Here is a 21249-nt window from a genome sequence, read left to right on the forward strand (position 1 = left end):
AAATCAGATTATCCTTACTGCTTGCGGAGGTCCACATTGTTCATCCCGCCCTAGTAATGTTCTTACTCAGCAGTATTGACAATCAACCTATTAAGCAGACCTCAGCAACGAACTATAGCGAAGAAGCATGAATTTTAAGAATAGTTATAAACCATAGGAGGGATTGGATGAAAGCTATCGTACACTCGGAAAAAACCGGCTTTGCGGGACTTACCTTTGGCGAGGTGGCTCAATTACATCCCATTGCAGGAGAGGTTAGAGTAAAACTCAAAACGGCAGGGCTAAACCATCGGGATCTATTTGTGCTGGATCGTCATAAACCGACCGACCCCCCTTTAATTATCGGCTCTGACGGCGCTGGAATCATCGATGCCGTTGGCGCGGGGGTATCCCATGTTCAAGCGGGGGATGAAGTGATCATTAACCCCGGTCTTGGCTGGAAGGAAAAAAGTGATGCCCCACCTCCGGGATTTCAAATTCTCGGTCATCCCGACAACGGTACATTCGCGCAGCAGGTTATCGTGCCGGCAGATAATGTTGTACGTAAGCCCTCGTATTTAACGTGGGAAGAAGCAGGGGTGCTATCGTTGGCTGCCCTGACAGCTTATCGGGCATTGTTTACGCAAGCTCAAATACGTCCGGGGATGAAGCTGCTGATCCCTGGAATCGGAAGCGGTGTAGCCACATTTTTATTGCCATTTGCAAAAAAAGCAGGAGCAACCGTGTATGTGACATCCCGTTCTAAAGACAAATGCATGAGAGCGCTGGAGCTCGGAGCCGACAAAGCAATGGACAGTAACGAGGATTGGCAAAAAGCGCTGAACGGAGAAAAGGTCGATCTCGTTATTGAAAGTGTTGGCGCGGCTACCTTTACTAAGTCTCTTCAACAGCTGCGCACGGGAGGAACGATGGTTACTTTCGGAGCTTCGGCAGGGGATGTCATCCAATTGAATCTTAGGGATTTTTTCTATGGTCAATATAAGCTTATCGGAACGACAATGGGAAGCGCCGAGGAATATCGGGATATGATCGGGTTTATTACAAAACATCAAATAAAGCCGGTTCTGGATCATATGTATCCGCTCGAACAATTTGAGCTAGCGTTTCAACGGATGGAAAGTGCCGGGCAGTTTGGGAAGATCGGCTTTTTGATAAGTTAAGAATTCTATGGCTGTTACATCATCATTGTCAACCAAAAAAGCAGGCGCGGCCTGCTTTTTTAATTTATGTGCGCCACGCATGGACGTCATCTCTAGGGTGATAGTCCCGAACGGGGGCTGGCGAACGCCTACCGTTAGCCAAGAGCAAGGGTGTCAGCCGCGAGGCTGAATCTGAAGGAAGCTTGAGGCAAAAGCACTGAACCATCCTGATCGGCTGGATTGGATACTTTCGCCAAGCATCCGCAAAGACTCACTGCGTGAGACTCGATGAATGGATCCGCCGCAGACTCCGTGTGTGTACGTAAAAGCAGTGGAAACGGCCACGCACCAGATTGAGAAACCTGAGAGCCCTAGGCGTTCCGGATTGGGCAGCGAGAATGATGGCCAATTCACGCCGCGGTTACTGGGAAATGTCCCGAAACATAAATAATGCCCTCAACCTTTCCTACAGGAAAGATTAAGGGATACGTAGTCTAACGAATTTCAGTATCTAGAAATTCGTTAACCTTTAGGAACCGCCGTATGCGGACCCGCATGTACGGTGTGTGAGAGGTCAAGGGCTAGTCGCCCCTATCTACTCGTTTCTAATGATTACCCGCCAAAAGATAAAATCATCTGTTAATAAAAGCAAAGGTTTGGGTAAATGGTTGACAATATGAATTTGTTAACTAAGGGGGAGTGTTTTATGAATAAAGCGGTCATCATCGCCAACCCGAATGCAGGAAGCACGGCAAGCTTTAAAGATCAGCTGCCGCAAATTAAATCCATACTTCGTAATCGGTTTGATTCCTTAGAGATCATCTGGACGGAAAAAGAAGGCGATGGCGCGAACTGGATAAACTCGTCTGCAGCTTCGGTTGATGTCGTCATCGCATCCGGGGGAGACGGTACGGTCCATGAGATTGGTGGAGCTCTTGCGGAATTGGAAGAGAATCGACCCGCTTTCGGGATCCTGCCAGGAGGTACGTGTAATGACTTTGCACGCGCATTGGGTATGCAATTGGAGCCAGTTGAGGCCGCTAAGCAGCTGGCAACTCATCCTATTCGGCCGGTCGATGTCGGGAAGGCGGACGGACACTATTTTTTGAATTTTTGGGGAATTGGCGTTATCACTAAAACGTCAGCATCTATAAATCCCGATTTGAAAAAGGGCGTCGGCAGGCTTTCGTACTATCTCAGTGCTCTTAAGCAAATTACAGCCGCCCCTGAAAGCTTCCGTCTGCGCGTGCGAAGCGATGCATTTGAATATGACAATGATGCGGTTATGCTTTTGGCCAGTAATGGCCCCTTTACAGGAGGAATACGCGCATTTTTCCCGGATAGCCGGGTCGACAATGGGGTCTTGGACGTGCTGATCGTCGAGGCGCTTAACATTCGCTCAATCGCTGCATTAGTCGGCACCAAGTTAACCGGGGCAGCGCCGGATATGGAAGGCCTGCACTATTTTCAAACGGATCGTTTGACCATTGCTTGTGAACCGGTACAGGAGATAGACTGTGACGGTGAAAGGGGGATGCAGACGCCCGGCGACATTCAACTGCTTCCGGGAAGGTTAAATGTGATTTGGTGAGGCCAAGAACAAACCGGGAATGCTCAGATTGGGTTTGTCCTCACAAGGGGAATAATGCGCATGATCAGGTCTACAACATAGCAATCGGCAAGAAATATGAACTCATGCTGTATGGTAGAATAGGGGGGATGCATTGTAAATGAGAGGAGATAGAAAGTGGAGAATCAAAACGAGTCAGGTCATTGCGAAGGGACATTTGGGAGTAAAGGCAACTTTTTAGTGGTTATGGTGATGATTCTTGGTGTGTTTGTAGCCATATTGAATGAAACGCTCCTAAACGTAGCTTTGTCCAAAATTATGGGAGATATCGGGATCTTGCCAAGCACCGCGCAATGGTTGACAACCGGGTATCTGTTGGTAATTGGCACACTCATCCCTGTCACCGCTTTTTTAATTCAACGATTCACGACAAGGAGTTTATTTCTTTCGGCTATGGGCTTGTTTACTGCGGGTACATTCGTAGCTGCTGTTGCACCCGGCTTTACCGTGCTTTTCTTCGGGAGGGTGCTTCAAGCCGCGGGAACCGGATTGCTCTTCCCTCTGTTAACCAATGTCGTCTTTGCCATTGTACCGATGGAAAAAAGAGGCTCGGCCATGGGAACGATTGGCATTGTAATCACATTTGCTCCTGCGGTCGGACCCGCTTTATCCGGTATTATTGTCGAGCATTTCAGCTGGAGGGTACTCTTTTACAGCGTTTTGCCGGTCGCGCTGTTTGTGATTATTTTTGCTTTTTTGAAGCTTAAAAATGTGACGGAAACATCTCATCCGAAGATTGACCTGGTTTCGCTTTTTCTTTCCACTTTAGGATTCGGCGGGATCGTGTACGGCTTCAGCAGTGCCGGTGAAGAACATGGCGGTTGGTCGGACAATAAAGTGCTTATTCCCATTGTCATCGGCGTCGTTTCTTTAGCTCTGTTTACATGGAGGCAATTGACGCTGTCACAGCCGCTGTTGGATTTAAGAACATTTAAATACCCTATTTTCAGGATGTCGACGCTGATTATGATCATCGTCATGATGGCGATGTTCTCGGCTATGATGCTGCTGCCGATTTTTCTGCAGAATGCGTTAGGCTACAGTCCGCTGGAGGCAGGCCTCGTCATGCTGCCGGGAGGAATAGTTATGGGGATTATGTCGCCGATTACGGGCCGGTTATTTGATCGATTCGGAGCCAAATGGCTCGCGGTTATCGGATTAGGGCTGATGGCCAATACGCTGTGGCAATTCGCTTTTTTCACCACTGCTACTTCCTACAGTACGATTATGATATTAAATACTCTGCTGATGCTGGGGATCTCGATGTTAATGATGCCGGTGATGACCAACGCTTTAAACGAGCTTCCGCCGCCGCTGTATCCGCATGGTACGGCTGTTATCAGCACGCTTCAGCAGGTGGCCGGCGCTGTGGGCACGGCATTGCTTATCACCGTCATGTCCAACGGCTCCAAACGCTTTATGGAGCATGCATCAGGTATAAAAGATGAGGGTACGCTGCAAATCCTGGGCATGATTTCCGGTATGAAAAGCGCATTTTTGCTGGCCTTCGGAATGGTCGCCGTCGCTTGGGTCGTTTCGTTTTTTCTTAAACGAGCCGTTGCGCCGGAAAGGGAGTCGGAAAGCAAGAGGGTATCGGTACACTAAAGACTGACCCATATGTTGATATTCGGCCATTTGAAACAGAGCGGCAGCTCTGTTTTTTTGTGCCGGCGGGATGCCATTGACATGCTCAGGATAGTTCCATACCTGAAGCTCATGCCAAATGACGAGTCTATGCAGGAATCTTGGCTTCATTTGTAGAATAGTAGCGGAAGAAGCATGGAAGCAAGGTTTGCCAATGAAGAGAAGGGAAGTAAGGATTATGACCGCGGTAAAGGACAATAAAGAAGCTTTTCTGTTTACAAGAGTGAACAAAAATACGAAAGCACTCCCTGTCTCCATAGAAGATTGGGTACTTAAGGCCAAGGAAATTGTGCCTGATGGACCGTTTGATTATATCGTTGGCGGAGCTGGAGCGGAGGAGACGCTGGCCGCCAACAGGAACGCGTTTTCCCGATGGGCGATTATACCGCGAATGCTGCGGGACGTATCCCATCGCTCAACGCAAATCACGCTTTTTGATCAGCAGCTGCGTACCCCGGTTTTATTGGCTCCTGTCGGCATGCAAGCGATTGCTCACCCGGACGGCGAGCTTGCGACGGCCAGAGCGGCTGTGGCGGCAGGAGTGCCTCTTGTGGTAAGCACGGTTTCCTCTTATTCGCTGGAGGAGATCGCGCAAGCGATGGGAGACGCTATCCGTTGGTTCCAGCTTTACTGGTCCAATGACCGCGAAGTGTCCGCAAGTATGGTAAGACGGGCCGAAGCGGCAGGGTATTCAGCAATTGTACTGACCGTAGACACAATCATGCAGGGATGGAAACGCCGGGATTTACGCAACGGATATTCTCCGCTTAGGGAAGGGAAGGGGCTGGCCAATTATATCCAGGACCCCGTGTTTTGCTCGCGTTTACCGGAGGTTACCCCGGAGCATGCTGTCGAAGAAATCATTCGGAATATTTATCATCCGGGATTGAATTGGAACGATATTGCGTTTCTCCGTGAGCATACCCGTCTGCCGATTTTGGTAAAAGGCATCCTTCATCCGGAAGATGCGAAGCTTGCGTTGGAGCATGGTGTAGACGGCATCGTAGTATCCAATCACGGCGGACGCCAGCTTGATGGGGCGATCTCAACGTTGGACGCGCTGCCCCGCATTGCCAATGTGGTAAATGGCCGGATTCCTATCCTGATGGATAGCGGCATTCGTACGGGCTCGGACATTATAAAGGCGATAGCCTTAGGGTCCAATGCGGTGATGATCGGACGTCCATTCATGCTGGGCTTGGCTGTTGCCGGGGAAGATGGCGTTGCCAGTGTATTGGACACCCTGTTAGGTGAACTGGATGTATCCATGGCGCTTTCCGGCAGCAATACCCTTGCCGACTTGAATCAAAGCATGCTTGTCCGCTTGTAAACAGATTGCAATGAGCCTGCGCAGCAAGAAAAAAAGCAGTTCATACCTCATCTGAGGTTAGAACTGCTTTTTCACATGGAGAAGCTTTGGGACAGCTCGATTAAAACACCTTCGTTGTCCAGGATTCGCAATTCCAAATCTCTGTAGCAATATCGCGATAAAATTCAGGCTCGTGGGAAATCATGAGAATGCTGCCTTTGTAAGCCTTGAGGGCGCGCTTAAGCTCGTCCTTGGCGTCCACATCCAAGTGATTGGTCGGCTCATCGAGCACGAGCAGGTTCGTTTCGTTGTTGATCAGCTTGCAGAGCCGTACCTTGGCCTTCTCTCCGCCGCTAAGCACGGCAACCTTGCTCTCGATATGCTTTGTCGTGAGTCCGCATTTGGCCAGCGCAGCACGTACCTCGAACTGTGTGAAGGAAGGAAATTCGTTCCATACTTCCTCGATGCACGTGTTGTAATTGGCTTCCTTCATTTCCTGCTCGAAGTAGCCGATGCTCAGGTTATCTCCGAGCTGAACGGTGCCGGACAATGCCTGGATCTCTCCTAAGATACTTCTTAGCAGTGTCGTTTTCCCGATTCCGTTCGCACCGACAAGCGCGATTTTCTGGCCGCGTTCCATCCGAAGGTTAAGCGGTTTGGACAAAGGACTGTCATAACCAATGACAAGCTCGGAAGTTTCGAAAATCAGCTTTCCGGACGTTCTCGCCTCTTTGAAGTTGAACTGCGGCTTCGGCTTTTCCTTTGCCAGCTCGATCACTTCCATCTTGTCAAGCTTCTTTTGTCTGGACATGGCCATATTGCGCGTTGCGACACTCGCTTTATTCCGGGCGACAAAGTCTTTCAAATCGGCAATTTCCTGCTGTTGACGCTTATAGGCGGATTCCAGCTGTTGCTTTTTCATTTCGTAAACCTGCTGGAAATGATCATAATCGCCGACATAGCGGTTTAACTCTTGATTTTCCATATGATAGATCAGGTTGATGACGCTATTGAGGAACGGAATATCGTGAGAAATCAATATGAATGCATTCTCATACTCCTGCAGATAGCGCTTTAACCAGTCGATATGCACTTCGTCGAGATAGTTCGTCGGCTCGTCAAGGAGCAGGATGTCCGGCTTTTCGAGCAGCAGCTTCGCCAGCAGGACCTTTGTCCGCTGTCCGCCGCTGAGTTCGTTGACATCCTTATCAAGCCCAATGTCCGTAAGTCCCAGTCCGCGGGCGGTTTCTTCGATCTTGGCGTCGATCATGTAAAAATCCTGATTGGTCAATGTATCTTGAATCGTTCCGACATCCTCAAGCAGCCGCTCAAGCTCTTCCGGACTGACATCGCCCATTTTGGCATACATGTCGTTCATCTCTTGCTCCATATCGAACAGGTATTGGAAGGCTCCCTTCAGGACATCGCGGATCGTCATACCCTTGCTGAGCACCGCATGCTGATCGAGGTATCCGACACGCATCCGCTTGGACCATTCGATCTTGCCGTCATCGGGCTGAAGCTTGCCCGTAATAATGTTCATGAAGGTGGACTTTCCTTCGCCGTTGGCTCCGATGAGTCCGATGTGCTCGCCTTTAAGCAGGCGGAAGGAGACATCGTTGAAGATCGCGCGATCTCCAAATCCGTGGCTTAGTCTTTCTACGTTTAATATGCTCATTCATTACACCTTTTCTTTTAAACTTTTTCTCGTCCTATTATAAGCTGTAAGAGGCATATAACTCAATGCGGGAGATCATGCATGTCAGGAAATAATTTACATCGGAACATATGTTTGATATGATGGTTGTGAAAAATACATCTGAGGACGGACATCGTGAGGGGAAGAAGTAAAAAAGGAAGGTGAAGGATTGATGACTGACCGGTATGCGGAAATAGATGAGGTTATCGCATTTATTCACCGCCATATTTATGAACCGCTTTCGCTTGCCCAATTGGCCAATCATGCAGCCTATAGTCCGTATCATTTTACACGTATTTTTAAAGAAAGAATCGGAATTTCACCCCAATATTATGTTTCGTCCTTACGTTTGCAGAAGGCAAAAGACTTGTTATTGCATACGAATTGGACTATTCGTGATGTCGCATTGGAAATCGGACAACAGAGTCTTGGAACCTTTACCACCCGATTTACCGAACGTGTGGGCTTAACGCCGTCCGATTTTCGGAATTCAGCTCAGCAAGCGGATCATTCCTTCCGTTCTTTGAAGAAGATCAGGCATTTGCATAGGTTACAGCCTGTTTCAACTCCATACGGCAGAATTGCCGGGTCCGTCCAAGCCGAGATCCCTTTCGAAGGGGTTATTCTGATCGGCTTGTTTGCCAAACCGATACCCGAAGGGCTTCCCTTATACGGAACGCTGCTTTTTTCTTTGGGTGATTTTTGTTTTACCGGTGTCAAGCCGGGCACCTATTACCTTATGGCCACATCGGTTTCTTGGGGGATGCAGGCTATGGATTTTCTGCTTCCGCATTCCACCTTACGCACCCGATCGAAGGAGCCTATCATCGTCGAACCTTATGCCAGCGTCCCATACCAGCTGGTTACGCTCTATCCTCCACGTCAAGATGATCCTCCGATCCTGATTTCTCTTCCATTGTTGATGAATAATTATATCAAGCGGGCAGCTCAAACCAGCCACCGATAAATGACTGTAACATAGGTTACATGATTGAATAGGTTTGTGGTTCGGATTTTATGGAATTATGCCCAGGTGATTCGCTAGTTAGCCATAAAAAAACGCCGTTCTATCCACGATGGAAAGGACGGCGCTTGCTCGGCTGCATTCAGAAATCGAAGTTATCCGGATCCGGGCCGACACGGCGGTTTTGGTTTAACGCATCGTTTTGATCCATTGAGGACCGGATGATCCGGCAGCTGTCCTTACATTAACGGCGACCAAGCCTCCAGTTGAATGTGGTGCTCTTTTGTGAAGCAGAGCAGCTCTTTTTGTGTCAGGAACGGGTGGAATTCAACCTGGTTCACCATGGGTTTGAATTCAGCATCTTTCCATAGTACCTGCATATGATGAATTTGGAAGTTGCTGACCCCGATCGCATCTCCAACGCTTTCCAAGCGCCCGCCACAGGCCAGTGAATGAGGTGAAGATCCAAATATTCCACGCCCAGTTGACACTGCTTTCATTATCGTAAACCAAGGCATTTGAACCCCATTGTTTCATGCAATTTTGCGTTGTAAATCTTGAGTCATGATTATTGCTCCAATTGAAATATTTTATTTGCGGCTGGTTTTCATGCAAGTCAATTTATTGATAAGCCGGTTCTGCTTTAGCAGCCGTCTTCTGTTTTCTTTCCAGTACAATGCTCCAGACGGTGAGGGCCACGGCTGCCATTACCATGATTGCACCGATCCAAGCCGTATGAATAAGACCGATGGTATCCGTAATGATACCGCCTAAATATGCTCCAATGGCAATGCCTGCATTAAATGCGGCAATATTAACGGCAGAAGCGACATCTACGGCTTTAGGCGCGAAGCGCTCTGCCAGCGTGACAACATAAATTTGAAGTCCGGGTACGTTCATAAAAGCCAGCAATCCCATACCGAAGATGGTGATTAATCCCGCAGCCTTATACGGAGCGGTGAACGTAAGGATAAAGAGTACAATAGCTTGTAAAGCAAACATATACAGCAATGCCGAAAGCGGATTGCGGTTTGCCGCTTTTCCCCCGATGACGTTTCCGATGGCGATGGCAATTCCGTACAGAAGCAGAATGAACGCGACTGTCGTTTCCTGAAATCCGGTGATGTCATGCAGCAGCGGGGATAAATAAGTGAAGACCACAAAAGTACCCCCATACCCTAGAGCGGTAATTATAAATGCAAGCACCAATCGTCCGTTGGTGACGAGTTTTATTTGATCGCGAACCGGTGTTTTGTTGCCCTTCTGCAAATTGGAGGGGACTAGAATCAAGTTGGCGATGAAAGCAAGAATCCCAATGACGACGATCGAGATAAAGGCCGCGCGCCAGCCCAGCTGCTGGCCGATAAAGGTACCGAGAGGCACACCGGTAACGGTGGCGATGGTCAGCCCGGAGAACATGGTCGCTATTGCGCTGGCTCTGCGGTTCTCAGGTACGAGATCGGCCGCAATGGTCGAACCGATGGACATGAATACACCGTGTGAGAGCGCGGAAATTACACGGGCTGTGAGCAGCATGACTATGCCGTTGGAGAAAGCGGCTAGGCTGTTGCCTGCAATAAAAACAAGCATGATCGCTATCAGCAGCTTTTTTCTGGGTATGCTGGAAGTTAATGAGGTTAATACCGGAGCTCCAAAAGTAACACCTAATGCGTACAACGTAACGGTTAATCCCGTTAGGCTAACCGATATGTTTAAATCCTCAGCGATGAGGGGGAGCAGCCCCACACTTATAAATTCGGTGGTTCCTATCGCGAATGCGCTTATAGCCAAGGCTAGAAGCGCCAAAGCACTTCGTTTTTTCTCCAGAGACATTGGTTCCACTCCTATCTAGTAATCACCGGCCGGGTAATGTTATTATGTATTCATTGAACGAAAATGAATAGTACGTACTTCAAAGTGCTATAGGTACTAAAAAGTTCCTATACTTCACGGGAGGCAGAAAAACGATGGCGACAAAAAAATACAACATCTCCGTTGAAGCTACCCTTGAGGTCATCGGCGGCAAATGGAAATGTGTCATCCTGTGCCATTTAATGAATGGAAAAAAACGGACAAGCGATCTGAAGCGGCTGATGCCGGCAATTACTCAAAAAATGTTAACCCAACAGCTAAGAGAATTGGAAGCAGATGGAATCGTGAACCGGATCAGCTATAATCAAGTTCCGCCTAAAGTGGAATATGAGCTCAGCGAATACGGATGGAGTCTTAAATCGATATTGGATTCCCTATGTGCCTGGGGGGAAAATCATATTATCAAAGAATATGGCGACAAATTTGCGGTGTTGGAAGACAATGTATTAAACAAAAGTGATGCAGACTCACAAACGATTATCAACCAATAAGTAGAAATAAGGGGAAGCCGTTTTAACAAGGGCCTTATTTACTTCATGCTGAACTGTCATTTGTTAGTCAATAGTTCTCCCTTCACGAATAAGGTTGGTTATATGGGGTTGGACGGAGGAAAAATAATGAGCAAGAGACTTGGCTATGCCGCTGACTTGACTGAACCCCTGCTTCATTCGAAGCTGAATATTCCACGACATACTGCAGAGGTCGTTCAGCGTGTTCGTTTAATAGAACGGTTGGATAAAGGTCAGAATGGAAAGCTGACGATCATCTGCGCCCCGGCTGGCTTCGGAAAGACTACGCTTGTCAGCGAGTGGATTGCGCACCGGAGCTTGGATGCCGCTTGGGTTTCTCTGGATTCCGGTGATAATGCCGGCGGGAAGTTCTGGCGCTACATGGCTTCTGCTATTGACAGCGGTGTCAGCTATGTGACCTATGATCCGATAAATGAGCCTCTGTTTACCGGGAATGTTGATGTACTGGTGAGGTACAAAGCGGGGAGCGGCTATGAAGCGGGAGAGACGGCCAGCTTTTGTTTCACGGTTAATCCCTCCATATCGTCAGTAAGCTCGCAGCCGGTCATTACGGTCGTCTATGGAACACCGCTTGCGGGACTGGGTTTGCCGGCAGAGACGGGGGTCACGCTGAGCGACGGAAGCACGGTGCAGTCGGGAATAACGTGGGACGGAGGGAACCCGCCGTACAATGGGAACCGCCCCGGTACATACATCTTTACCGGAACGTTGTCTCCGCCGATAGGCGTGACGAATCCATCGGGCAAGACGGCGATGATGAACGTGACGGTAGCTGAAGAAGCGATCCTGCTGACGGGAATTGAGGCGGACCCAGCCTCTTATCGGTTAAAGGTGGGCATGACTCATACTACGGTAATTCAAGCCCTCTATTCAGACGGCAGCCGCATCACGGTGGTTGAACCCGTGACATTCCGTTCCTCTAATGCCGATATAGCAACCGTTCGGGCAGATGGGCTCGTTACGGGGGTAACTGCGGGCAGTGCGTCTATTACCGCACTGTTCCAAGGCTATCGGACCGTAATCTCGGTGGAGGTATGGATGGAAAATTCATCTGGCGGTTCCGGTGGCTCCGGCGGGGGCGGTTCTTCGGAGACTTCACCGGACACTTCGCAGACAATGACTACCACATGCAGCGGAGGGCAATCTTGTACGGCAAGCTATGGCGATGAAGTTCACATTGAATTGCCTGCTAATCTGACTACGGGTAATTTTGTGCTAACCATTCAGAAAATCACACCGCCCGAAGGCATTGTACCTGATTCCATGATACTTCTCAGTCCCGTTTTCGAGTTGTTGAAAAGCTTTGAAGGCAGCTTTAAAGAGCCGGTTACGCTTCGCTTTAAATATCAGGCGAACCTATTGGGAATGGATAGGCGGGCAGGTCTCTTCTACTACGACGAAACGAATGGCGAATGGATTGAAGTGGAAGGTCAAGCAGAAAATAATCATTTTGCCGCGGCGGTACGTCATTTTACGAAATTTGCCGTTTTCAGTGTGGCTAAAGCAGCTTCCCCTCAAGAAAAACCGGAAAAGCCGCTGACTCCGGACGTACATTTCAATGATGTGAAGGGACACTGGGCGGAAGCTATGATTAAAGAGTCTGCAGCAAACGGAATCGTATCAGGCTATGCTGATGGAAGCTTTAAACCAGACGAGTTGATCACTCGTGCTGAATTTACCGTTATGCTGATGCGGATGCTGGTGTTGAAAAAATAGAGGATACAGCTTACTCATGTCAGGCCGATCCGGAAGGGCAGGCCTGACTGTTTTTTTCCGCGAAAGGATATGTCGATTGGGGCTGAAGCTGCTGCTTTATAAGACAGGAGGTTTATTTTTTTACTATGATATACTGTCTCTCCTGCCACTCGAATTCTTCTCCCAGCTTAAATGACTTCAAATCCAGAACGAGGTCCAATCTGCTGTTCCGCGGCTCCATAAATCTGTTTAAACCATGGGCCCAACAGGCGTAAAGCTCTACTTGTTCACCTGATTTCAGATTGCGGTCCAGATAGGAGAAAAGCTCGTTCAAGCATTTTTTTCCTGTAAGGTAGGAGACAGGTGAAAGCTCCCGTAATTGATGATTGATACAAAATGAGCCACCGTCGTGATCTACTTGATAGACGAGGGGATGTTTAAAAACCTGAGATGTTTCTTGGTATTGTAACGGTCCAGTCACGTATATTCCGGCAGCATCTTGTTCCGTCTCATAAACTTCAGTGTCTTTATCATATAGATGGGACATGCCGAGCGCCGTATGATCTTTTCGTGCAGGGTATAGTTTAAGGGCATCCTTTAGCTTCATGATCGTTTTCTTCATTCCGAATGAACCGGTCGGCAGTTCTTTATCGGAGGCGATATAATAGAAGAGTGTCATATGGATTAATACTCCTATGTGTTCTCGTTTTTGGTATATGTACATGGTCTTGAAGAAAACTTTTTATTCGTTCGAACTGAATTCTAAATAAAAAGAAGCCAGGCCTTAATAAAATGGAAGTGACGAGCAACCATTAAGGGAGGGCTTCTTTTGTATATTTCAAGATAACATGGATCAACTTTTTCTGCCAATGAACTGGAAGACGGAAGAAGATATTCTAGTGGATTTTAAAAACGATACCCTCTATCGCTATTGCTGGTTGTTTGGACCATTTTCATTTTTGCCGCGGTTAAAATTCATTTTGTTTTCCGCTTGTTTTTTTGCCTGGTCAGTCCATTGTGCTTTGCTCTGATTGATTTCGACATCGGTTTTGCCCTGTTTTTTTGCGGCATCGATGCGCTGTTGGACCAAGACATTTACAATTTGGTCTTCTGCTACGCCTTTTTCTTTTCCAATATCCACAAGTGTTTTTCCGTCTTTCAAGTCATTTTGCAGCGTTTGTTGGTCCATGTTTAACAAGCTTAACAACGCTTGATTGTTATACATGCCGCCGCCGCGCTGGCCAGGTTCGCGATGGGCGTTTCCATTCCCGCTCTCGGTACTATGATTTGCAGAAGCGGTATTCTGAGTATTGCCGGTATCGGAAGAAGCTCCACAACCAACTACACCGGTAAGCAAGACTGCCGCCGTCAATACGGCACCTGCATATTTTTTTGATTTTCTCATTGTTCGTCCATCCTTTCCTATTCGTAACGCAGCGCATCAATGGGATGCAATCGGGATGCTTTACGAGCCGGATATACTCCGAATACAACTCCAACGAGGAGAGAAAATATAAAGGAGTATCCGATTGGCGATAATTGAATAACCGTTGAAATATTAGTAATCTGAGTAAGAGCTTTTGAGCCTAATACACCTAGCAGGATTCCAATGATACCGCCGGATACACTTAATACAACAGACTCAATTAAAAATTGGGACATAATTGTACTACGGGCAGCACCTATTGCTTTACGGATCCCGATTTCACGAGTCCGTTCAGTAACGGAAATAAGCATGATATTCATGATCCCGATTCCTCCCACGAGCAAGGAAATGGCAGCTGTTCCTGCAAGAAGCGTTGTCATGATGCTTGTGATACCTTGTGCTGCGGATAACACGTCACTTTGATTGGTAACCTGGAAATCATCGGAATCTCCGGTCATTACATTATGAGAAGCACGAAGAGCCATTTCCACATCGAATTGGGCTTGGCTCATTTGATCCGCCGAAGCGGCGGAGACATAGATATTTCTTACCGAAGCCGAGCCGAAGATACGATCGATGCCCGTTGTTATTGGAATAATGATGCGGTCGTCGTTATTTGTCGAAGCAGAAGAGCCTTGAGACTGAAGCACGCCGATCACAGTAAAAGGAATACCATTGATGTTGATGGTTTCCCCAACGACATTGGCGTTCGGATAACCGAACAGGTTAGAGACCACGTTGGTTCCTAAAACAGCTACATTCACATCCGCATTCATTTCCGGATCTGTAAAGAAGCGTCCTTGCTGCATTTGTCTGCTGCGAACAGTAATGAAATCGGTACTGGTACCCTCAATCGTCGACGAATAGCTTGTATTTCCATAGGTCACGGTAGCATTTTTTGTTGTATCAGGAGCAACGCCTTGGACGGAGCTTACATTTTTTAGTGCGTCCACGTCTTGTAATGTAAGCGTATCTCTTGAGCCTGCGCCCATTCTCACATTTCCTTGAACAACCTGTCCCGGCGAAATGATAAGCAAATTGCTTCCCAGATTTTGAATTTGATTGGTGACGGATGAGGTAGCCCCTTGGCTGATCGCAACCATCATAATAACAGAGCAAACTCCTATGATGATGCCAAGCATCGTAAGGAATGAACGCATCTTATTGGCTCTTATGCTTCGCAGAGAAATACGAATGCTTTCAAAAAAGTTCACATTACTCTACCTCCACATATTCCGAAATTCGTTTTTGTTTAATATATCCGTCTTGTTCAATCACGCCGTCGCGAAACCGGACTATACGCTTGGCATATTCAGCAACATCAGGCTCGTGCGTAACCAAAATAACGGTTTTGCCGGCATCATTTAAACGCTGAAAAATGCTCATAATTTCATGGGTTGTTTTTGTATCCAATGCTCCTGTAGGCTCGTCCGCAAGTAAGATAACAGGATCGTTAACAAGGGCACGGGCAATGGAAACACGCTGCTGCTGTCCTCCGGAAAGTTCATTCGGCTTATTATGAAGGCGTTCTGCAAGACCTACACTCGAAAGAGAGGCGATGGCGCGTTTTCTTCTTTCTTTAGACGAAACGCCCGCATACAGCATCGGCAATTCTACGTTCTCCACAGCGGAAGTTCTTGCAAGAAGATGAAAGCTTTGGAACACAAACCCGATTTTTTCGTTCCGGATCCGGGCAAGCTCAATGTCGTTTGCTTTCATGATTTCGAGATCATCAAGATGATACTCACCGAATGTCGGTTTATCCAGACAACCGAGAACATTCATCATAGTGGATTTGCCGGATCCGGAAGGGCCCATAATGGCGATGAATTCACCTTCATAGATGGTTAGATTCACGTCCCGAAGGGCATGGATCGTTTGACCGCCGACTTGATAGATTTTTTTAAGATTTGTAAGCTGTATAAGAGGCTTCATGGTTAATTTCCTCCTCTTTCGCCGCCGCGGCTTCCACCGCCGCCGCCAAAACCGGCTCCACCAAAACCACCGCCGCCCACGCCAATGCCTAACAGACCGCTGCTATTGCCGGTTCTTTGGTTATTGCCGGAGGATGGTGTCGGTGTGACCATGGCGATTTGCTCGCCTTCAGTCAGTCCTGAAACCACTTCAACTTTAGAGCCTGTAATATATCCGGTTTGTATAGGTACAAATTGTAAACCATTGAGACTGCTGGATGAACTATCTTGCCTTCCTCTTTTGTTTCCAGTAGAGCTGGAATCCGTTCCCGTTCCTTCATCTTTGGACGAAGCAGCACTCGTCTGAGAAGAGGAGTCGCTTGCGGCAGATGCTTGAACATATACTCCTGCGGTATCTCCCATTTGTCTTAAAGCCATAGAAGGAATATAAAGCACATTTTTGTGCGTTCCGACAGAAATCGTGACGTTAATGCTCATTCCGCTTCGCAGCAGCCCGTCCGGGTTTTCTACATTCAGCCCGACGGCATACGTAGTAAGTCCATTGTTTGTTGTAGAGTCAGGAGCCACCGTTGTAACCGTTCCTTTAAAAGTTTTTTTTTGTAATGCAGTGGTTGTCACTTCGGCCGTCATTCCGGATTGAATCCTAGTAATATCTATCTGACTGACCTGCAATACTGCGGTCAGCGTTGTTGAGCTTGCATCATCCAGAGTAAGCAGTGAAGTATTATTTCCTAAGGAAGTGCCGACTTGACCATTTACAGCAGCCACAATGCCATCAAAAGGAGCTTTAATCGTATAGGAATCAAGGGCTTCTTGAGCCTGGGACTCCTGCAATTGGGCCTGACTAACGGCAGCTTGGGCCGACTGAACACTTGAGGCGTCAGGTCCTGCCTTAAGGCTGTTTAATTGTTCTACAGCAGAATCATATGCCGCTTGTGCCTGATCCATGGAGGATTTGGCTTGAGCTTTTTTCGAAGCTGTAGAATTCGGGTCATTAGCCATAACGTCATAATTTGAAATGGCATCATTTAGATTTGCCTTTGCTTTTTCCACGTTTGAGCTTTGTACTGTGATTTGGACATGAGACGCGCCTTGCTTTACTTGCGATAATTTGGTTTGTGCAGAAGCAAGATTGGCTTTCGCACTTTCTAATTGAATTTGAGCGGATGTAGTGTCGAAGGTTGCCAGGACTTGCCCTGATTTCACTTTATCTCCCACTCTCACGTCAATCGCCGTGATTTTAACACCGCTACTCGGAGAGGAGAAGCTGACTTGATTTGCAGGTGCAAGTGTTCCGGCTCCAGAAACCGTTTGGGATACATCCCCGCGTTGGACCGTCGTGAACCGAATATTCTGGGCTGCCGACGCGGCTGAAGGTTTTTCAATATAGTACGTCACAGCACCGCCAACAAGTAGAAGTCCGGCAACGGCCAATGTAATCATCTTCGCTTTCTTAGCCATTTTCTATCACCATCTTCTTAAAATTAATGTTTGGTCAAAGCTCATTATGAAACGCTCACCTTAACGTATCCTTAAGTCGGTCATTGTTAATTTTTAGGGACTTTCGTACAGCGTCTAAATGAAAGAGTTAGAGTGAGACGCGTCCGTTTTTGTTTAGCGGCGCTCCTTTTCGGCTAACCCATTTAGGTACCCTTTGTCAATTCCTTGTACACACTTTGAAAAAATAGCAATCTATAAGAAATTTCTGCTTCCGTTCACTGCTATAATTTAAGCAGTAACTTAGTTCGGAGGGCGCAATCCGAACCGTTTTCCGACGACCTGGTAAAGGACATAACAACCAATATCTGGAATATTAACACAAAAAAACATTTTAACTTTGAGGTGATAGGTTATGGCAGTAACGGCAAAGCAAATTTTTGTTAATTTACCGGTTAAAGATCTGACGCAATCCATCGACTTTTTTACTAAAATAGGCTTTGCATTTAACGCCCAATTTACCAATGAAAAGGCAGCATGTATGATTGTCGGAGAGAATATATTTGTTATGCTGTTAGTGGAAGATTTTTTTAAAACGTTTACCAAAAAAGAATTGGCGGATACAGCCAAAACAACCGAGGTGATCGCTGCCTTAACTGCTGACAGTAAGGAACAAGTAAATGAGATCGTCAATAAAGCGCTGGAAGCCGGAGGAAAAGCTTCAAATGAACCGATGGATCAAGGCTTTATGTATGTATGGAGCTTCCAGGATATAGACGGTCATCTTTGGGAAATCTTCTATATGGACCAAAGTGCTGTCGAACAAGCTTAAGGACGATATCATTTAGACATTGAAATAAAAGCGAATGGGAAACAAGCTGGCCTCGGAATTACCGGTGTCAGCTTGTTTCTTTTTTACGGCCGGTGTGTCGTTGGTTATCGATTTACATTTATACAAAAAAAATATTAAAATGGTAAAGATATACTGGAGAGGAAGTATAGCTTCAAAGAGCAGGAGGGAATTTTGTTGAATCATGATCGCGTATTCATCCATGATCTAGGAAATGTAGAAATTCAGCGCCTTAAAGAGGTATTCTATCAAATAGAATTGGATGTCTTCGAAAAAAAAGGGAGTTCTTTTTTTGCCAGCTTTGTTGAAGAATTAAGTAAAGTATTGGACGTCCGCTACGCTTTTATTGGAGAATACATTGAGAGTGGAAGAGTAGAAACTCTTGCGATGTGTGTGGATGGTATCATTACTCCAAAGTTTGAGTATCGGATCGAGAATACCCCTTGTGATCATGTCATACATAAACAGCTCTGTTGTTTTCCATCCAATGTCCAGCAAAATTTCCCATTAGATCAAGAACTGAAAGATTTATCAGTTGAAAGCTACCTAGGTACACCTTTAATCGACTCTCAAGATCAAGTAATCGGTTTATTAGTCATCATGGACACGAAGGAATTAAAAGAAGCCGAGATTGCGATCAAAATCCTTCAGGTTTTTGCTTCCAGAGCATCGATAGAGCTGGAGCATCATCAAAAATCGAGAGCATTGAAGGAGAGTGAAGAAAGGTACAGAAATATTGTAGAGCATTCACCTGATGCGATTGCCATGATCCAAAATAATCACTATGCCTATATTAATCCGGCAGGGGCTAAATTATTAGGGGCACGAGATCCTAAATTTATTATTGGCCATCATATGCAAGAATTTATTTCTAAAGAATGCTATGAGGAGCTTCAACAGTACCTAAACGGCATTAAAAAAAATACGCAAAAGGTCATTCAATTTCGGGCCAAAAAAATGAAGCTGGACGGAAGCCCGGTTTATCTTGAGATCAACGGCACACAAGTCCGTTATAACGGGAAGCAAGCGATTCAGCTTGTCATGAGAGACATTAGTAAGCGAATCAAGCATGAATCGGAGCTGCAGGCAACCAAGGAACAATTGGAATCCTTATTTTTAAATTCTTATGATGCCATTGTCATTTATGATATCAAAGGAAAAATAATGAAAGTGAATCAATCCTTTATAGAGCTGTTTGGTATCTACAGAGAAGATGCGATAGGTAAAAATATTTCCATTTTGACTAGAAATAAAAATGAAAAAAGCATATTAAAAAATATTTTCTTAAATCATCATCACGATCATTCCGTCAATGAGTTTTTAATTCATCGCAGAAATGAGGAAAGGCTGTATTTATGTGTGACGGTTTCGCTTTTAAACGATGCAAACCTGGAAACGGCGGCCTATTCTGCGATCATTAGGGATATAACGAAAGCCAAAGAATCCGAAGAGCTGTCCATTCAATCCGAAAAGTTAAAGGTCGTAGGTCAGATGGCTGCAGGAATCGCCCACGAGATCAGAAATCCTCTCACATCCATTATGGGATTCATTCAATTAATGAACGAAAAAGAAATAAACAAGAACTACCTGCAAATCATCAAGTCAGAGCTTGAACGCATTAACTTTATTGTGAATGAATTTATGGTATTAGCCAAGCCGCAGGCCATTCATTATAACTGGAAGGATATCGTAAAGATCATGGATCATGTCGTTTCATTAATTTTCACAGAAGCGGTCATGAACAACGTGCAAATCATAACAAATAGTCTCAATAATCTTCCTCATATTTATTGCGATGAGAATCAGATCAAGCAAGTATTTATCAATATATTGAAAAATTCGATCGAAGCCATGCCGCAGGGCGGAAAAATATACATCTCTATCGGCCATGAGACGCTCCATTCCATAGATATTAAAATCAAAGATGAAGGAACGGGAATCCCCAAAAGCATACTCAATAACCTTGGGAATCCATTCTATACCACAAAGGAAAAGGGAACGGGTTTAGGGTTAACCATTAGTTATAAGATCATTAAAGAACATGGGGGTAAAATCACGATCAATAGCAGGAAAAACAAAGGGACTCTCATTCAGATCTGCTTACCGACGAAAAATGACATGGTGAGCGATAAAGAATTAAAATAAGCCGCAGAACATCACATTACTCTTGCCTGCAAAGAGAAGGAGAAAACCCGGGCAGCAATACATCGTGACATTTCGGATGGAGATTATAATCTAATGGTGCTGGGCAAATCTGGTAAACCTCTTACGTTATTTATTACCAGATTAATGCCAATTATTGCGGGTTGTCCCCTTTCCCGATCCCCCGTTACAATGGAAAAGGATGAAAGGAGACGATCATACATTGAAAAAATTTACGATGGCCATCCTTTTCTCATTCCTTATCCTTATTTCATTTGCGGTGCATGCGGATCAGGCAAATGCTGCACCGACGCTCACGATGGGCAGTTCCAATGGGGATGTATGGGATGTGCAGTACCGACTTAAGGTGCTGGGATACTACAAACAGCCTCTTGACGGAAAATACGGGGCACACACGGCGGACGCCGTGCGCAGCTTTCAAACAAATTACGGTCTGTCAGCGGACGGCATTGTCGGCAACCGCACATGGGCTGTGCTTAAAAAATATAGCTTAAATCAAGCTGAGATGGACGTCATGGCCCGTGTGATCCACAGTGAAGCGCGCGGTGAACCATACATGGGCAAGGTGGCTGTAGGAGCTGTTGTCATGAACCGGATTCAGTCAAGTTTATTTCCGAATACGATTCAAGGTGTTGTGTTCCAGCCGAGAGCCTTTACTGCTGTAGATGACGGACAATATGGGTTAACCCCGGACCGCAGCGCCTATTTGGCTGCCTTCGACGCGGTTCGCGGGTGGGATCCGTCGAAGAATTCGCTCTATTACTTTAATCCCGACACGGCAACCAGCGCTTGGATTTGGACGCGGCCGCAGGTGTTGAAAATCGGTAAACATATCTTTGCGCGATAATCCGTGAAAAGCTCGAAAACCAGTACCCTAATCCTGGTACTGGTTTTTTACTTTTCTTTGTTGTTGGTTTCTTATTGAAGCAACGGACAGAAATCTTCAAAAAGCTTAAT

The 21249-nt window shown here is 46.4% G+C and carries 17 protein-coding genes and 2 pseudogenes; 11 read left to right on the plus strand and 8 right to left on the minus strand.

Features of this window, described 5'->3' with window-relative positions; translation table 11 throughout:
- The first annotated feature begins 167 nt into the window (after positions 1–167).
- The 5 genes and pseudogenes from ACZYR9_RS18355 (at position 168) to ACZYR9_RS18375 (ending at position 5743) form a co-directional block, all read left to right on the plus strand.
- The gene (locus ACZYR9_RS18355; protein ID WP_488979912.1) at positions 168–1160 is read left to right on the plus strand and encodes a zinc-binding dehydrogenase; all 993 of its coding nucleotides are present in this window, start codon (positions 168–170) and stop codon (positions 1158–1160) included.
- Positions 1161–1366: 206 nt separating this feature from the next.
- Positions 1367–1621: pseudogene (locus ACZYR9_RS18360) on the plus strand (group II intron maturase-specific domain-containing protein); the annotation flags it as partial.
- Positions 1622–1845: 224 nt separating this feature from the next.
- Complete coding sequence (locus ACZYR9_RS18365; RefSeq protein WP_488979913.1) at positions 1846–2730, plus strand: diacylglycerol/lipid kinase family protein; 885 nt, start codon at positions 1846–1848, stop codon at positions 2728–2730.
- A gap of 156 nt (positions 2731–2886) precedes the next feature.
- Entirely contained in the window at positions 2887–4374 is a 1488-nt protein-coding gene (locus tag ACZYR9_RS18370) for a DHA2 family efflux MFS transporter permease subunit (protein WP_488979914.1), read from the plus strand.
- A 217-nt stretch (positions 4375–4591) separates the two neighbouring features.
- Positions 4592–5743 (plus strand): alpha-hydroxy-acid oxidizing protein, encoded by a 1152-nt coding sequence (locus tag ACZYR9_RS18375; RefSeq protein ID WP_488979915.1) that lies wholly within the window; start codon positions 4592–4594, stop codon positions 5741–5743.
- 100 nt (positions 5744–5843) lie between these two features.
- Here ACZYR9_RS18375 and ACZYR9_RS18380 read toward each other — a convergent pair whose 3' ends face one another.
- Positions 5844–7400, minus strand: coding sequence for an ABC-F family ATP-binding cassette domain-containing protein (locus ACZYR9_RS18380; protein WP_488979916.1), 1557 nt, complete (start codon positions 7398–7400; stop codon positions 5844–5846).
- A 193-nt stretch (positions 7401–7593) separates the two neighbouring features.
- Here ACZYR9_RS18380 and ACZYR9_RS18385 point away from each other — a divergent pair, with 193 nt between their 5' ends.
- Entirely contained in the window at positions 7594–8388 is a 795-nt protein-coding gene (locus ACZYR9_RS18385) for an AraC family transcriptional regulator (protein ID WP_488979917.1), read from the plus strand.
- A 139-nt stretch (positions 8389–8527) separates the two neighbouring features.
- Here ACZYR9_RS18385 and ACZYR9_RS18390 read toward each other — a convergent pair.
- Both ACZYR9_RS18390 and ACZYR9_RS18395 read right to left on the minus strand, forming a co-directional pair.
- A pseudogene (locus tag ACZYR9_RS18390) lies at positions 8528–8872 on the minus strand (aldo/keto reductase); the annotation flags it as partial.
- Positions 8873–9006: 134 nt separating this feature from the next.
- Positions 9007–10218 carry an MFS transporter gene (locus tag ACZYR9_RS18395; RefSeq protein WP_488979918.1) on the minus strand — a complete coding sequence of 404 codons (1212 nt, stop codon included), beginning with the start codon at positions 10216–10218 and terminating at the stop codon, positions 9007–9009.
- Between the two features lie 134 nt (positions 10219–10352).
- Here ACZYR9_RS18395 and ACZYR9_RS18400 point away from each other — a divergent pair, with 134 nt between their 5' ends.
- The gene (locus tag ACZYR9_RS18400; RefSeq protein WP_488979919.1) at positions 10353–10748 is read left to right on the plus strand and encodes a winged helix-turn-helix transcriptional regulator; all 396 of its coding nucleotides are present in this window, start codon (positions 10353–10355) and stop codon (positions 10746–10748) included.
- 126 nt (positions 10749–10874) lie between these two features.
- Positions 10875–12503, plus strand: a complete 1629-nt coding sequence (locus tag ACZYR9_RS18405) for an S-layer homology domain-containing protein (RefSeq protein WP_488979920.1) — start codon at positions 10875–10877, stop codon at positions 12501–12503.
- Between the two features lie 112 nt (positions 12504–12615).
- Here the strand turns inward: ACZYR9_RS18405 and ACZYR9_RS18410 are convergent, their stop codons facing one another.
- The 5 genes from ACZYR9_RS18410 to ACZYR9_RS18430 form a co-directional block, all read right to left on the minus strand.
- On the minus strand, positions 12616–13161 hold the full coding sequence (locus ACZYR9_RS18410) for a hypothetical protein (RefSeq protein WP_488979921.1): 546 nt from the start codon (positions 13159–13161) through the stop codon (positions 12616–12618).
- Positions 13162–13410: 249 nt separating this feature from the next.
- Entirely contained in the window at positions 13411–13887 is a 477-nt protein-coding gene (locus tag ACZYR9_RS18415; RefSeq protein ID WP_488979922.1) for a hypothetical protein, read from the minus strand.
- 17 nt (positions 13888–13904) lie between these two features.
- Complete coding sequence (locus tag ACZYR9_RS18420; protein ID WP_488979923.1) at positions 13905–15122, minus strand: ABC transporter permease; 1218 nt, start codon at positions 15120–15122, stop codon at positions 13905–13907.
- A 1-nt stretch (position 15123) separates the two neighbouring features.
- On the minus strand, positions 15124–15843 hold the full coding sequence (locus tag ACZYR9_RS18425; RefSeq protein WP_488979924.1) for an ABC transporter ATP-binding protein: 720 nt from the start codon (positions 15841–15843) through the stop codon (positions 15124–15126).
- A gap of 2 nt (positions 15844–15845) precedes the next feature.
- Positions 15846–17303: an efflux RND transporter periplasmic adaptor subunit gene (locus ACZYR9_RS18430; protein ID WP_488979925.1), complete on the minus strand. Its 1458-nt coding sequence runs from the start codon at positions 17301–17303 to the stop codon at positions 15846–15848.
- Between the two features lie 391 nt (positions 17304–17694).
- Here ACZYR9_RS18430 and ACZYR9_RS18435 point away from each other — a divergent pair, with 391 nt between their 5' ends.
- From ACZYR9_RS18435 to sleB, 3 genes are all read left to right on the plus strand, one after another.
- Positions 17695–18111 (plus strand): VOC family protein, encoded by a 417-nt coding sequence (locus ACZYR9_RS18435; RefSeq protein ID WP_488979926.1) that lies wholly within the window; start codon positions 17695–17697, stop codon positions 18109–18111.
- 195 nt (positions 18112–18306) lie between these two features.
- A complete protein-coding gene (locus tag ACZYR9_RS18440; protein WP_488979927.1) occupies positions 18307–20274 on the plus strand; it encodes a PAS domain S-box protein in 1968 nt (655 codons plus the stop codon).
- 235 nt (positions 20275–20509) lie between these two features.
- Positions 20510–21139 (plus strand): spore cortex-lytic enzyme, encoded by a 630-nt coding sequence (sleB, locus tag ACZYR9_RS18445; protein ID WP_488979990.1) that lies wholly within the window; start codon positions 20510–20512, stop codon positions 21137–21139.
- Positions 21140–21249 lie beyond the last annotated feature (110 nt).

Source organism: Paenibacillus sp. F024, from assembly GCF_057814255.1.

Bases quoted from the DNA above. Each gene is read 5' to 3' on its own strand.
- ACZYR9_RS18385 (WP_488979917.1), top strand. From the start codon at position 7,594: ATGACTGACCGGTATGCGGAAATAGATGAGGTTATCGCATTTATTCAC.
- sleB (WP_488979990.1), top strand. From the start codon at position 20,510: ATGGCCATCCTTTTCTCATTCCTTATCCTTATTTCATTTGCGGTGCAT.
- ACZYR9_RS18415 (WP_488979922.1), bottom strand. From the start codon at position 13,887: ATGAGAAAATCAAAAAAATATGCAGGTGCCGTATTGACGGCGGCAGTC.
- ACZYR9_RS18405 (WP_488979920.1), top strand. From the start codon at position 10,875: ATGAGCAAGAGACTTGGCTATGCCGCTGACTTGACTGAACCCCTGCTT.
- ACZYR9_RS18380 (WP_488979916.1), bottom strand. From the start codon at position 7,400: ATGAGCATATTAAACGTAGAAAGACTAAGCCACGGATTTGGAGATCGC.
- ACZYR9_RS18400 (WP_488979919.1), top strand. From the start codon at position 10,353: ATGGCGACAAAAAAATACAACATCTCCGTTGAAGCTACCCTTGAGGTC.
- ACZYR9_RS18410 (WP_488979921.1), bottom strand. From the start codon at position 13,161: ATGACACTCTTCTATTATATCGCCTCCGATAAAGAACTGCCGACCGGT.
- ACZYR9_RS18395 (WP_488979918.1), bottom strand. From the start codon at position 10,218: ATGTCTCTGGAGAAAAAACGAAGTGCTTTGGCGCTTCTAGCCTTGGCT.
- ACZYR9_RS18375 (WP_488979915.1), top strand. From the start codon at position 4,592: ATGACCGCGGTAAAGGACAATAAAGAAGCTTTTCTGTTTACAAGAGTG.
- ACZYR9_RS18365 (WP_488979913.1), top strand. From the start codon at position 1,846: ATGAATAAAGCGGTCATCATCGCCAACCCGAATGCAGGAAGCACGGCA.
- ACZYR9_RS18425 (WP_488979924.1), bottom strand. From the start codon at position 15,843: ATGAAGCCTCTTATACAGCTTACAAATCTTAAAAAAATCTATCAAGTC.
- ACZYR9_RS18430 (WP_488979925.1), bottom strand. From the start codon at position 17,303: ATGGCTAAGAAAGCGAAGATGATTACATTGGCCGTTGCCGGACTTCTA.
- ACZYR9_RS18435 (WP_488979926.1), top strand. From the start codon at position 17,695: ATGGCAGTAACGGCAAAGCAAATTTTTGTTAATTTACCGGTTAAAGAT.
- ACZYR9_RS18355 (WP_488979912.1), top strand. From the start codon at position 168: ATGAAAGCTATCGTACACTCGGAAAAAACCGGCTTTGCGGGACTTACC.